11 protein-coding genes are annotated in these 12689 nt (G+C 60.0%); 7 read left to right on the forward strand and 4 right to left on the reverse strand.

Annotated features, from left to right (window positions below; genetic code table 11):
• Nucleotides 1-21: 21 nt before the first annotated feature.
• The 3 genes from phaeop14_RS12235 to phaeop14_RS12245 all read left to right on the forward strand — a co-directional run bounded on the left by phaeop14_RS12235 (nt 22) and on the right by phaeop14_RS12245 (nt 4078).
• Entirely contained in the window at nt 22-1374 is a 1353-nt protein-coding gene (locus phaeop14_RS12235) for a glutamine synthetase family protein (RefSeq protein ID WP_096789687.1), read from the forward strand.
• Nucleotides 1375-1455: 81 nt separating this feature from the next.
• Complete coding sequence (locus phaeop14_RS12240; protein WP_096789688.1) at nt 1456-2838, forward strand: aldehyde dehydrogenase family protein; 1383 nt, start codon at nt 1456-1458, stop codon at nt 2836-2838.
• A gap of 94 nt (nt 2839-2932) precedes the next feature.
• Nucleotides 2933-4078 (forward strand): iron-containing alcohol dehydrogenase, encoded by a 1146-nt coding sequence (locus phaeop14_RS12245; RefSeq protein ID WP_096789689.1) that lies wholly within the window; start codon nt 2933-2935, stop codon nt 4076-4078.
• A gap of 177 nt (nt 4079-4255) precedes the next feature.
• On the opposite strand, the gene tmpB is transcribed toward phaeop14_RS12245, so the two are convergent.
• Together tmpB and tmpA are read right to left on the reverse strand one after the other, a co-directional pair.
• The gene (tmpB, locus tag phaeop14_RS12250; protein ID WP_040175437.1) at nt 4256-4879 is read right to left on the reverse strand and encodes a (R)-1-hydroxy-2-trimethylaminoethylphosphonate oxygenase; all 624 of its coding nucleotides are present in this window, start codon (nt 4877-4879) and stop codon (nt 4256-4258) included.
• Entirely contained in the window at nt 4876-6021 is a 1146-nt protein-coding gene (tmpA, locus tag phaeop14_RS12255; RefSeq protein ID WP_096790306.1) for a 2-trimethylaminoethylphosphonate dioxygenase, read from the reverse strand. Before tmpA ends, tmpB begins: the two co-directional genes overlap by 4 nt.
• Nucleotides 6022-6132: 111 nt before the next feature.
• On the opposite strand from tmpA, the gene phaeop14_RS12260 reads away from it, so the two are divergent.
• Nucleotides 6133-6990, forward strand: coding sequence for a LysR family transcriptional regulator (locus phaeop14_RS12260; protein ID WP_096789690.1), 858 nt, complete (start codon nt 6133-6135; stop codon nt 6988-6990).
• Between the two features lie 122 nt (nt 6991-7112).
• Nucleotides 7113-7490 (forward strand): hypothetical protein, encoded by a 378-nt coding sequence (locus tag phaeop14_RS12265; protein WP_096789691.1) that lies wholly within the window; start codon nt 7113-7115, stop codon nt 7488-7490.
• An 834-nt stretch (nt 7491-8324) separates the two neighbouring features.
• Here the strand turns inward: phaeop14_RS12265 and phaeop14_RS12270 are convergent.
• Nucleotides 8325-9191, reverse strand: coding sequence for an amidohydrolase family protein (locus phaeop14_RS12270; protein WP_096789692.1), 867 nt, complete (start codon nt 9189-9191; stop codon nt 8325-8327).
• A complete protein-coding gene (locus phaeop14_RS12275) occupies nt 9188-10189 on the reverse strand; it encodes a nuclear transport factor 2 family protein (protein ID WP_096789693.1) in 1002 nt (333 codons plus the stop codon). Before phaeop14_RS12275 ends, phaeop14_RS12270 begins: the two co-directional genes overlap by 4 nt.
• A 133-nt stretch (nt 10190-10322) precedes the next feature.
• On the opposite strand from phaeop14_RS12275, the gene phaeop14_RS12280 reads away from it, so the two are divergent.
• Nucleotides 10323-11372, forward strand: coding sequence for an ABC transporter ATP-binding protein (locus phaeop14_RS12280; RefSeq protein WP_040175444.1), 1050 nt, complete (start codon nt 10323-10325; stop codon nt 11370-11372).
• 87 nt (nt 11373-11459) lie between these two features.
• Nucleotides 11460-12686, forward strand: coding sequence for an ABC transporter substrate-binding protein (locus phaeop14_RS12285; protein WP_096789694.1), 1227 nt, complete (start codon nt 11460-11462; stop codon nt 12684-12686).
• Nucleotides 12687-12689 lie beyond the last annotated feature (3 nt).

A 12689-nucleotide genomic window follows, 5' to 3' on the forward strand; every position in this document is an offset into this window, starting at 1 on the left:
TCAAAACGCAAAGGGCTGCTCATGCTCTCCTTCGACACTCTTGCTGACCAAGTTTCTGCTGGCAGCGTTGACACTGTTCTGGTCTGCCTTGTGGACATGCAGGGGCGGCTGATGGGCAAGCGTTTCCACGCCAAGCATTTTGTGAATGGCGCCTGGGAAGAGACCCATTGCTGCAACTATCTTCTGGCCACCGATCTGGCGATGGCGACACCGGATGGCTATGCTTCGACCAACTGGGAAAACGGCTATGGCGACTACGTCATGAAGCCGGATCTGGCGACCTTGCGCCCGGTGCCTTGGCTCGAAGGCACCGTGATGGTGCTTTGCGATGTGCTGGATCACCACACCCACGAAGAGGTCCCCCATTCCCCCCGCGCCATCCTGAAGCGTCAGGTGAACCGTCTCAAGGAGATGGGGTTTGACGCGATGTGCGCCACCGAGCTGGAGTTCTTCCTGTTCGAGAAGAGCTTCGATGCGATCCGCAAATCAGGCTTCCGCGATCTGGAGCCGATCTCGGGCTATAATGAGGATTACAGCATCCTGCAGACCTCCCGCGAGGAGCATGTGCTGCGCCCGATCCGCAACCATCTGTGGGACGCGGGCCTGCCAATCGAAAACTCCAAGGGCGAGGCCGAGACCGGTCAGGAAGAGCTGAACATCAAATACGCCGCGGCGATGGACACCGCCGCCTATCACACCATCGCCAAACATGCGGTGAAGGAAATCGCCCAGCAACAGGGTCATGCGGTGACCTTCCTGCCGAAATGGAGCCACGACAAGGTCGGCTCCTCCTCCCATGTGCATCAGTCGCTGTGGCAGGACGGCAAACCCGCCTTCTTTGACGAGAGCGATGAGCTGGGCATGTCGGCGCTGATGAAGAATTACATGGCGGGATTGCTGAAATACGCACCCGATTACACCGCCTTCATGGCGCCCTATATCAACAGCTACAAACGCTTCATGAAGGGCACCTTTGCCCCGACCCGGATCATCTGGTCGGTGGACAACCGCACAGCGGGCTATCGTCTTTGCGGTGTCGGCAGCAAGGCCATCCGCGTCGAATGCCGCATTCCGGGCTCGGACATGAACCCCTATCTGGCCATCGCAGGCATGCTGGCTGCGGGCATTGCGGGCATCGAGGAAGGCCTGGAGCTGCAGGCCCCCACCAAGGGCGATGTCTATCAGGGCGACACCGGCATGATCCCAAGCACGCTGCGGGATGCGGCTGTGGCACTCAAAGGCTCGGCCATGTTGCGGGCGGCAATGGGCGATGACGTGGTGGATCACTACGTGCGCGCCGCCGAAGTGGAAATCGAGGATTTCGAGCGGATCGTGACCGATTACGAGATTGCCCGCGGGTTCGAGCGCGCCTGAGGCGCGCAGAGCCTTCGGCGAGAGTATTTTTGGAAAGATGACAATGGGGGCGTGCCCCCGTCAAACCACATGAGGAAGACCATGGGCCAGACCCTGAAATGTATCTCACCGATCGACGGATCGGTCTATGCCGAGCGTGAGACGCTGTCACCGGAGGCCGCAGCGGAGCGCGTGACCGCAGCCCGCACGGCCCAGACGGCCTGGGCTGCCCGCCCCCTGCAAGAGCGGGTTGATCTGGTGATGGCCGGTGTGGCGGCTGTAGGCGCGATGAACGATGAAATCGTACCGGAACTGGCCCATATGATGGGGCGCCCGGTGCGCTATGGCGGTGAATTTGGCGGTTTCAACGAGCGGGCCAGCCATATGGCGCAGATCGCCGAGGAAGCGCTGGCCGATATCGAGGTCGGCGAGGACGCGACCTTCAAGCGCTACATCAAACATGTTCCCCATGGCGTGGTGCTGGTGGTGGCGCCTTGGAACTACCCCTACATGACCGCCATCAACACCGTCGCGCCGGCCCTGATTGCGGGCAATGCCGTGGTGCTGAAACACGCCACCCAGACGCTTCTGGTGGGTGAGCGCATGGCGCAGGCCTTCCAGTCGGCTGGCATTCCGGCGGATGTGTTCCAGAATGTCTTCCTCGATCATGACTCTACATCGGCACTAATCGCAGACCGCGCGTTTGACTTCGTGAACTTCACCGGCTCCGTCGGTGGCGGTCAGGCGATGGAGCGCGCAGCGGCGGGAACCTTTACCGGTGTCGGCACCGAGCTAGGCGGCAAGGATCCGGGCTATGTGATGGAAGACGCCGATCTGAACGCGGCAGTGGACACGCTGATCGATGGCGCCATGTTCAATTCCGGTCAGTGCTGCTGCGGGATCGAGCGGATCTACGTGCATGAAAGCCTTTATGACGCCTTCGTCGAAAAGGCTGTGGCCATCGTCAAGGGCTACAAACTGGGTAATCCGTTGGAGCAGGAGACCACCATCGGCCCGATGGCCAATGTGCGCTTTGCGGCTGAGGTTCGCAGCCAGATTGCTGAGGCCATTGAGGCAGGCGCCGTGGCTCATGTCGAAACATTTGCCGAAGACGACGGTGGCGCCTATCTGACACCGCAGATCCTGACCAATGTGACCCATGACATGCGGGTGATGCGCGAGGAGAGCTTTGGCCCCGTGGTGGGCATCATGAAAGTCTCCTCCGACGCGGAGGCCATCGAGCTGATGAATGACAGCGAATTTGGCCTCACGGCCTCGCTGTGGACGCGCGATGTCGAGCGTGCGACCCGTGTTGGGGATCAGATCGAAACCGGCACCGTCTTCATGAACCGCGCCGATTATCTGGACCCCGGTCTGTGCTGGACCGGCTGCAAAAACACCGGGCGCGGGGGCGGCCTCTCTGTCATCGGCTATCATAACCTCACCCGCCCGAAATCCTATCATCTGAAAAAGGTCACGGGCTGAGCCCCGTCATCTTTCCGAAAAATACTCCCGGGGGCTTGCCGCGAGGCAAGCGGGGGCAGCGCCCCCTCCCCGGCTTCATCACAGGAACACACCTATGACTCTTGTTGGAAACTGGTCTTATCCGACCGCAATCAAGTTTGGCGCTGGCCGGATCAAGGAGCTGGCCGAGGCCTGCGCCGCAGCGGGCATGAAAAAGCCGCTGCTGGTCACCGACAAAGGCCTGGCCGATCTGCCGGTCACCCAATCCACGCTCGATATCCTGGAGGCCGCGGGCCTCGGTCGGGCGATGTTCTCAGAGGTTGATCCCAACCCGAACGAGAAGAACCTTGAGGCCGGTGTGGCCGCCTATAAGGCAGGCGATCATGACGGGGTGATCGCCTTTGGCGGCGGCTCCGGTCTTGATCTGGGCAAGATGGTCGCCTTCATGTGCGGCCAGACCCGGCCGGTGTGGGATTTTGAAGATATCGGCGACTGGTGGACCCGTGCTGACGCCAATGCCATCGCGCCGATCATCGCGGTGCCGACCACAGCGGGCACCGGTTCCGAGGTTGGCCGCGCCTCTGTGATCACCGACAGTGTGACCCATCAGAAAAAGATCATCTTCCACCCCAAGGTGCTGCCAACCGTGGTGATCTGCGACCCTGAACTGACCGTCGGCATGCCCAAGTTCATCACCGCAGGCACCGGTCTGGACGCCTTCGCGCATTGTGTCGAGGCGTTCTCCTCCCCCCATTATCACCCGATGTCCCAGGGTATCGCGCTGGAAGGCATGCGCCTGGTCAAGGACTATCTGCCACGCGCCTATGCGGATGGCACCGACATTGAGGCCCGTGCCCATATGATGTCCGCCGCCGCGATGGGCGCCACCGCCTTCCAGAAAGGGTTGGGTGCGATCCACGCCATGAGCCATCCGATCGGCGCGCTCTTCAACACTCACCACGGCACCACCAATGCCGTCTGCATGCCCGCGGTGCTGGCCTTCAATGCACCTGAGATCGCCGACCGATTCGAGACTGCAGCAGCCTATTTGGGCATCGACGGCGGCTTTGATGGCGTCTGCGCCTATGTGCAGGAGCTGAACGACAGTCTCGGCATTCCACGTGGTCTCTCAGAGTTGGGCGTCACGGAGGCGGCCATCCCCGACCTGGTGAAGGGTGCGCTGATTGATCCCTCCTGCGGCGGCAACCCTGTCGTTCTTGACGAGGCCAATCTCACCCAGCTGTTCAAGGATGCCATGTGATCCACGCAGATCATATCTGCAATGATCCTGCGGCTGCGCCTGTTCCGCCCCCGGCGCAGCGCAGCACATAGATGACCCGGCGCGTCTTTGACGCAGCATAGGGTACCTTAAGACTGCGGCCCCTCTCCAAGCTGAGAGGGGCCGCAGTTTCTTGCAGTGCTATCGTCGGCTCAAAACTTAGTCAGATACACCGCAGTGACGGTCCACCATCCGCTGCACCATTGGCGCGAAATGCCAGAAATCAGGGGTTTCCATGCCTGCCCGTTTGCCTGCCTCATCGAGATAGCGCACCGCGATAATCTCTTTCAGGTTTGGATTGGCCTCAAACGCTGCAACCTCTTCAGGGTTCATCGGCCCGCCCTGCAGCTCCAGCGTATGGACGGACGCCGGGGACAGCCGTTTGAAATACTCGGGCTTCGTTGCGCAGAGATACCGTTTGGCCGCAACGTGGTAGCGGCAGCAATCCGTGATCACACTGGGAAAGAACCGCTCCAATACCTCCGCGCCCGCGTCCTCATGATGGCGATCCTCGGTATCATCGGGATGATAGGTGCCAAACTCCGAGGTGAAATGCCCGATGTCATGCAACAGCGCGCCGACGATGATCTCCTCAGGCTGACCATTCTGCTCGGCGATGGTGGCGCCCTGTAGCATATGTTCGCCCATGGTCACCGGCTCGCCCAGATATTCCTCCCCGCCGCGCCGGTCGAAGATGGAGCCGAGGAAGGCGACAATTGTTTCCCGGTCCAACGTCGCTGGTGGCACGTGCGCGGCTGCTGGCAGTGGCTGGCTGCTGGTCATTCGGCCGCCTCCGCCAGCGCCTGACGTCGGCGCGCCTCATGAGCCGACCGCAGCCCGTCCTTGTCAGCATAACAGCCCTGCAACCACCGCGTCCCCTCACCCGAGTAACCCTTGCGCGCGTGCAAGACGCGGGTGTTGTCGACCACAAAGGCCTCGCCGGGATTAAGACGGAACGTGACCTCCATCGCCGTATCGTCGATGATCTCGCCCAATCGGCGATAGGCCGCATAATAGAGCGCCATCTTCTCGAACGGGACATCCTGCACCGCGGCCAGTGATCGATTGTTGAAACGCACCCCGATCAACTCCCCATCGGGGGCCAGCTCGATCATTGGGCGACGAGAGGTCAGGCAGACCCCGGCCTCGCCCGCGTATTCAAATCGCGCACAGTGTTCTGCCAGCACATTGAAATAGGCCTCATTCTCTGCCTTGAGGCGCAGCGCGGCGGCAAAACCGTCCACGACCATATTTTCACCCCCGGCAGCCGAGCTTTCGAGGCAGTAGAGCACCTGAATGGTCGGCACCGGATCGCGATATGGATTGTCGGTATGCGCCTGCAAGCCCAGACCGGTGAAGGCCAGGTTGGTCGGGTTCACTTCGGTGCGCACCTCAAAATGACGTCCGTAGTTGGTCTCACGGACGTGCCCGAAGAGGTCGACCACGCGGAACAACGCGCCTTCTTCGATCGGCCCGTTGACGACCTTGCCAAAGCCATAGCGCGTCACAGCGCCCAGCCAGTCGCCCAGCGCTGCACCGCCGGCTTCCAGCGCCGCAAAGTCGCCAGTGGGCACGCCGTCCATCAACCCTGCGTCCCAGGTCTCAACCCCGTCGGCAAGCCACCCAGCATCATCACAGGCGGCGCGGTCGTATGCGTGGGCCTCCAGCCACGAAAGATCATAGGCCACGTTCTTGTTTTCGGGCGCAAACTGTACCTCGAGGCTGCCACCCTCCAGCGTGGCCTCCGCAATCGTGGTGTCTGCCGGGATATCCCGCAACGCAATCAGGCGCTGGCCGTTGGCTTCGGCGCGGGTCTCCGGATCGCTGGCATTGTCGCGCAACCAGATCGCGTGAAAGCGCGGCTCAGACGTTCCAAGAGATAGGGTAAGGTAGTCGCCCGCCGGGGCAATCGTGACTGTCGGCATGGTATCCTCAATGATGGTCCGCAACGCGGAAGATGACTCTTGCGCGCATGTTGCCATTGCCCCTACATAATCTCAAATTAGGAATTTCCGCACTAAGGCCAAGGTCAGCTAATGCAACAGCAGCGCCCCACCCTGCCACCCCTGGAATGGATCCGCGCCTTTGAGGCGGCGGCACGCTGCGGCAGCTTTACCGCGGCGGCTGCGGAAACGGGGATCACTCAATCTGCCATTTCACAGCGGATCGCCCAGCTGGAGAAACGGCTGGGCACCGCGCTGTTTCACCGCCACCCCCGCGCCATCACACTGACCGTGGAGGGCGAAGCCTGGTTACCACACATCCAATCGGCCTTGGATACGATGCGCGACAGCTCCGAAGCGCTGTTTGGCACCGGACGACGACAGCTGACGATTTCCGCAAGCCAATCGGTCATTGATTTGTGGCTCACCCCGCGGCTGGCCGCCCTGAGCGACATCGCAGGCGGTCAGTTGGCGATACGGACCATGGTCCTGGGCGCCCATGATGCGGTAGAGGACGAGGTGGTCCGCATCCGCTACGGCGTTGGCGACTGGCCGCATCCCTACAAGCTACCGCTCTATTCCGAAGGGATCGCCCCCATGGTTTCCCCGGAGTTGATTGGCCGCAGAGACGGCCACTGGAGCGAGTGGCCGCGGATCGCCTGCTCTGGACCCCGGCCGGGGTGGCCGGATTGGGTGGCCTGCCATGGCGGTGGATCAACGCCGGTCCCACACCTGCGCTTTGATACGTTTCTGTCCGCTCTGGGGGCGGCCCGTGCCGGCACTGGCGTGCTGCTGGGATCTCTGCCGCTCTGCCATCAGGATCTGGCAGCCGGGCGGCTGGTGCGGATGGGTCAGGACCAGCTTGACCATCACGCCACCTATTGGATGATCGCTGGGCAAGATGCGGTCAGCCGCACCCAATGGACCGAGTTGGCCCGCATCATGACTTGATGACGGCCTCTTGGGTCAGGCGCGTATTGTCGCGATGGCAGCCTGCCCCATTGCCCCGCTGCGAAGGGCCCGACATTTTCAGCGCTGAAGAGACTGTCGAACCATTTGGAGTACGAACGCGCATGAATATCTGGCTCTTGGCCGCTGGTGGCCTGTCTGTCATCAACACTCTATTGCATATTTTTGCCGGCGGCCCCAGCGTCGCACGCCCCCTGCTGGACGCCCGCGACCTGTCCGCGGAGGTGCGCTACGTCAATTATTACTGCTGGCATCTCGTGAGCATAAATCTGGCGGCTGTGGCGGCCTTTTTCCTCTGGCCTGCATGGTCAGGCGAGGCCGAAATCGCTGCGATCCTCGCCACTGGCCTGGCCGCTGCCTACGCCATCTGGGGGCTCGTCCTGCCGGTTCTGAATGGTCAGCGCTACAAGGACATTCCGCAAGGGTTTTTGTTCGTGCCAGTGACGATTTTGGGAATCGTCGGGCTGAGTTTTCAAGGATAACCCCGCCATCCGAGCCCAGACGCAATGGCTACTACAGGAGCAATTTTGGCGGAGTGGCACGTTATTGCAAGCATAATCAATGATGGTTTTGTTGCAATGTAAGAGCGGAAAACCGCAATAGCGGCGCGGCCCCAGTCGTCATACCCCAGTGCAAACCAGGGGAGATCGGGGCTATCTGCTTACAAATATTGGCCTCTCCAGCTCTGATAATGCAGACATCCGGGCTGTATCGCACTGGTCTTGATAACAAGAGCGTGGATTTTGATCCTCGAGACTAGCCAACGTCCGTACCTGGCTGCGGCGGTCAAAAGGGGTCATTGTATTCGGTGCTGACGTTGTCATCGAAAGCAGCCACCCGAGCCCATCCTATCGCAGTCTGCACGTCTTTGAACTGATGGCCCGTGTCTTTGACCAGACACGGACGCGGCGGCCCATGGCGAAAGCTGCTCGCACCGCCGAAGTGATTACATGTGCGGATATCAGAGAATCCTCCTCGATACAGAAGCTACGGTCAGTTCGATGCACCTGTTGCCTTGGCTATGTTGCGGACGACCTACATCATGGCCTGATCAGGCATTGACCGCGCAGCTTGAAATCAGGACGCCAAAGCAGATTGAGGTGCGGCCGCCTGTTCGCACTTTATCGAGACGCGACCCGCTTCTCCGGGTATCCCACACGCGGCCGGGAGAACCCATGCGATAGGATTTATGTGTGTAGAACGGGTGGTAGGGAAAGCCTGCAACGACAGCCTGGCCAACTTCCTCGCCGAACACAGGCGACGTAAGTGGACTTCTGTTGCACAGGCATTCTTGCACCAACCAGCAGCGACTGATGTCAGAACCTGTAAAAACGTGCTGCGGTTTCCCCAATGACCTGTGATCTAAGGCTATCCGGAACCAAACTCTCATGTGCCCGGAACAGAGTCTCATAGTCTGAATAAAGGCTATCCACCGGAAAGTTGGAGCCAAACATACAGCGGTCAGCGCCAAACTGATCAAGGCACGTCTCAATGATCGGCCTGAAATCCTCAACGGTCCAGCGGTGCTGAAACATCCCCAGACCTGAGAGTTTACACCACACATGTGGGAGCTGCGAAAGCTGCTTGAGCTGCTGTCTCCACGCGGTTAATCCCTCGGGGCTTCGGTCATGGGGGCTGCCCGCATGGCACAGGGCTACATTTGTTCTAGGAGCCTGTGCCAGAACGCCCGCGGTCTTCCCCATCAGCTCAGGGATAAGCTGCAGATCAAAGGACAGCCCGCGGTCTCCAACGAGCATAAGCCCCTCCAGAAAACGCGGATCATCCAAAAGCGCATTGGTGCCGGTCTGCGCATCCTCGCCTGGGGCGCGACCGACGATCTGGCGCACGCCCCGGACCGACGGCAACGCTTGGAAGACGTCGAGTTGCTGCGCCAGATCCGGCGCTGTCAGATCGCAATGAACCACCTGCACCATCGGCCAATCCCGGTTCGCATCAATGATGGTCTGCACCCACTGCGCCTCCGCCAGCGGATCTTCGGCGCCGACCTGAATGTGAACAGATCCGGTGACCCCCAAGGCAGCGGCCTCTGCGCGAAATTCCGGCAACAGATAGTCGCGCTGGATCGGACTTGGATCACCAAAGAACCGCGACACCCCCTTAGCAGCCAGCCAAGGGTAGTGCACCGCTGTCAGATCCCAAAGATGATGATGCGCGTCAATCATGCAAGGGTCCCGTCGCTGAGCTGTTGCAGGACATCATATCCCTGCCCCTTCCAGAAATGCAGCAGATCGATGAAGATCCAGTTTTCTGCAAGTTTGTCACCGCTACGCCGGTAAATATCAATCACTCGGAATTCGCCCCGTTCATTGGTCGCATTGCGGCCCATGAAGTCGCCGCTTAGGCGCGCGGTGAAATTTGGCCAACCGGCAAAGCCGCCATAGGTACCTTCGGCGAGACGCGCTGTATGAGCAGTCTTGGATCTGTCCGAGAAGGCCGCGCGAAACGGGCCGGAATGCTGCTGAGCATAGCGCGCGATGGTGTAGGTCGCGCCGATGCCGGTCGGCCCCCACCACAACATGTCTTCACACCAGGTCTGGCGCAACTCATCCTCAAGACTGAGTTTGTTGTCCCACTGCCCCAGTTCACCGATCATGCGGTTGATCACGGCCAGTGTCACCTCACCTTCGTGGTCTGGTTGCGCGTCAAACAGCAGGCCGTCATGCGTCATTGGCCCCGGCTGGACCAACTGCGCGGCAGTCTGACCGGGAAAAGCTGTGAGACCAGCCTGCGCCATCAGATGCGGGAGATCAAAATACATCGCGGTCTGGGCAATCTTGCCGTTTTCAACCCGGTGAAACTCGCAATAGCGCAGCATCGCAATCTTGCCCGTGGGCGGAATGCCAACAAATGGCGTGTCAAACAGCCCCATCAAATGCCCCATGGACACCACCCAGATGCCTTGGAAATCGTCCATCTGATTGCGCCCGGCAAAGAAAATATCCTCACGCCGCTGCAACGATGTGAGGCTTTTGCGCAATGGCGTCCAGAACTGGCGGGCGACCTCAGCAGCCTCAGTCACCTCATTGAACGGGTGGAACCCGCGCCACAGGTAATCGGCTGATGTATGTCGAATCAGAGCCGCTTCAAGATTCGTATCCGGAGCGTCCAGATCGGCGTAGAAGGCCCGCACGACGGCTTTTGCTGCCTGAAGATCGTTCATTTCTTTCCCTATTTTACAGGCGCTTCACGCCATATTGCATACGATTGCAAAATTACCTTGCCAAATTAACGCAGCAAAGACTAACCTTTTTGCAATCGTATGCAAAATAGATTTCGCTGGGAGGCGGACCCATATGGCACAGATAGAGCTGCGTAATATCAGCAAGCGTTGGGGCAGCTTTGTCGGGGTTGATAATTTCGACCTGACCATCGCAGACAAAGAGTTTCTGGTCCTCTTGGGGCCGTCGGGCTGTGGCAAGACCACGACGATGCGAATGATTGCCGGGCTAGAGAGCGCCAGCGATGGCGATATCCTGGTGGATGGCAACCGCGTCAACGAGCTTGAGCCGAAGGACCGGGACGTTGCTATGGTGTTCCAAAGCTACGCGCTCTATCCAAACATGAACGTCTACGAAAACATCCGCTTCCCGTTGAAGGTGCGCGGTGTTGACGCCAAGGTCCATGACGAGAAAGTCCGTCGGGCCAGTGCCATGGTTGAGCTGGACGAGTTCCTGCATCGCAAACCGGCAGAACTGTCAGGTGGCCAGCGCCAGCGAGTGGCTTTGGCCCGGGCCATCGTTCGCGAACCAAACGTGTTCTTGATGGACGAACCGCTGTCGAACCTGGATGCCAAATTGCGGGTCTCTACCCGCGCGCAGATCAAAAATCTCAGCCACGAACTGGCCGTGACAACGATCTATGTGACCCACGACCAAATCGAGGCTATGACGCTCGCCGACCGCGTGGTGGTCATGAACAAAGGTGTCGTCCAGCAGGTCGGCAGCCCGACAGAGATCTACGACCGCCCCGCCAATGCCTTTGTCGCAAGCTTCATCGGCTCGCCTGCGATGAATCTGATGGAGGGCGGTCTCTCCGGCGGACGGTTCACCGCACAGCACACGGATATTGCGGGGCTGTCCGGCCCGGATGGCCCGGTCACATTGGGCTTTCGCGCCGAGGATGCAAGCGTTGTGGAGAGCGGCGGCCAGATCAACGCCCCGATCTACACGATGGAGCTCTTGGGCGATGCGACCATGGTCACGGTCCGCATTGGCGGCGTCCTGGTTTCGGTCAAGGCAGACAAGACCTTCCGCGCAGAGATTGACGATATGGTGTCGATCCATGTGCCCACCGATCACTGCCACCTGTTTGACACACAAACAGGTGCGCGGCTGGGGGGGTAATCCCCCACCACCGCCGCCTTCGTGCATGCGACGGGGGCAAAGACGGGGATGCTGTCCGGACGGCTCCCCCATAACAGGGAGACTACCATGAAATTCACACATATTGCACTTGCCAGCTCGGTTCTGGCCTTTGCCGCAACCGCAGGTTCTGCCTGCGAAATTTCGGCACGGGTCAATATCGTAGGCAATGAATTCCCCGCCATCCACTCAGTCGCCGATGCGGCCAAAGAGTGCACCGGCGGCGAGGTCAAAGCGAACCTGACCGCAGATCACCAGAAGATCAACGTGGCGGGCATGACCGGCAATCCGGCGGAATACACCTCTGCCATCATTGCAAACTCTTCCATCGTGGCCCTTATGAACGAAGACGTCATTCGCCCGCTGGATGACCTGGTTGCCAAACACGGGGATGGGCTGCAGAAAACCCAGCTGATCACCATTGATGGCAAGATCATGGCCGTGGCCTTCATGGCAAATGCCCAGCATTTGGTCTATCGCGCCGACGTGCTGGAAGAAATTGGTGTCGAACCTCCCAAGAGCTACGAAGACCTGTTGGCCGCCGCCAAGATGATCCGCGAAAAGGGCATTATGGAAAACCCGGTTGGCGGCGCTTACAAGGCCGGCTGGAACCTGGCTCAGGAATTCAACAACATGTATCTGGGCCATGGCGGCAGCTTCTTTGAGCCGGGCAGCGCCAAGGTCTCGATCAACAATGAGCAGGGCGTCGCGGCGCTGGAAATGATGAAGTCGCTGTCGGAATATATGAACCCCGACTTCCTGACCCACGATTCCAATGCCACCAACACTGAGTTCCGCGCTGGCAACGTGGCACTGATGAACATGTGGGGTAGCCGTGCTGCAACTCTGGCCGATGCCGACGGCGTTGTGCAGGAGGTAAAGGATCACATGGCCATCTCCGGTCCGCTGACCGTCGCCGGTGGATCTGATGCGGCCTCCACTCTGTGGTGGGACGGCTGGACCGTAGCCAAGAACATTCCAGACGCCGAAGCTGAAGCAACCTTCATCGCGCTGACCCATGGCATCCGCCCCGAGATGCTGAACGAAGAAACCGCCCCTCAGGCAGTCTGGCTGATCGACGGCTATGAGCCCACCGATGCCGCGCAAGGTGTCTTTGAGGCCGTGCAGATGAGCACCAGCCCCTACCCGATGCTGCCCTACATGGGGTTGCTGCACACCGCGCTGGGTGCTGAGCTGAGCGATTTCATGCAAGGCAAGGAAAGCGCCGCGCAGGCTCTCGCAGATACCGAAGCTGCCTATACCGCTGCTGCCAAGGAAAAGGGGTTCCTCAACTAAGTT

It is taken from the genome of Phaeobacter piscinae, assembly GCF_002407245.1.
Lineage (GTDB): Bacteria > Pseudomonadota > Alphaproteobacteria > Rhodobacterales > Rhodobacteraceae > Phaeobacter > Phaeobacter piscinae.

What these genes read in the sequence shown, in the direction of transcription:
- phaeop14_RS12275 (WP_096789693.1), bottom strand. Translation starts at nt 10,189, where the DNA reads ATGAACGATCTTCAGGCAGCAAAAGCCGTCGTGCGGGCCTTCTACGCC.
- phaeop14_RS12270 (WP_096789692.1), bottom strand. Translation starts at nt 9,191, where the DNA reads ATGATTGACGCGCATCATCATCTTTGGGATCTGACAGCGGTGCACTAC.
- phaeop14_RS12260 (WP_096789690.1), top strand. Translation starts at nt 6,133, where the DNA reads ATGCAACAGCAGCGCCCCACCCTGCCACCCCTGGAATGGATCCGCGCC.
- phaeop14_RS12280 (WP_040175444.1), top strand. Translation starts at nt 10,323, where the DNA reads ATGGCACAGATAGAGCTGCGTAATATCAGCAAGCGTTGGGGCAGCTTT.
- tmpB (WP_040175437.1), bottom strand. Translation starts at nt 4,879, where the DNA reads ATGACCAGCAGCCAGCCACTGCCAGCAGCCGCGCACGTGCCACCAGCG.
- phaeop14_RS12245 (WP_096789689.1), top strand. Translation starts at nt 2,933, where the DNA reads ATGACTCTTGTTGGAAACTGGTCTTATCCGACCGCAATCAAGTTTGGC.
- phaeop14_RS12235 (WP_096789687.1), top strand. Translation starts at nt 22, where the DNA reads ATGCTCTCCTTCGACACTCTTGCTGACCAAGTTTCTGCTGGCAGCGTT.
- phaeop14_RS12240 (WP_096789688.1), top strand. Translation starts at nt 1,456, where the DNA reads ATGGGCCAGACCCTGAAATGTATCTCACCGATCGACGGATCGGTCTAT.
- phaeop14_RS12285 (WP_096789694.1), top strand. Translation starts at nt 11,460, where the DNA reads ATGAAATTCACACATATTGCACTTGCCAGCTCGGTTCTGGCCTTTGCC.
- phaeop14_RS12265 (WP_096789691.1), top strand. Translation starts at nt 7,113, where the DNA reads ATGAATATCTGGCTCTTGGCCGCTGGTGGCCTGTCTGTCATCAACACT.
- tmpA (WP_096790306.1), bottom strand. Translation starts at nt 6,021, where the DNA reads ATGCCGACAGTCACGATTGCCCCGGCGGGCGACTACCTTACCCTATCT.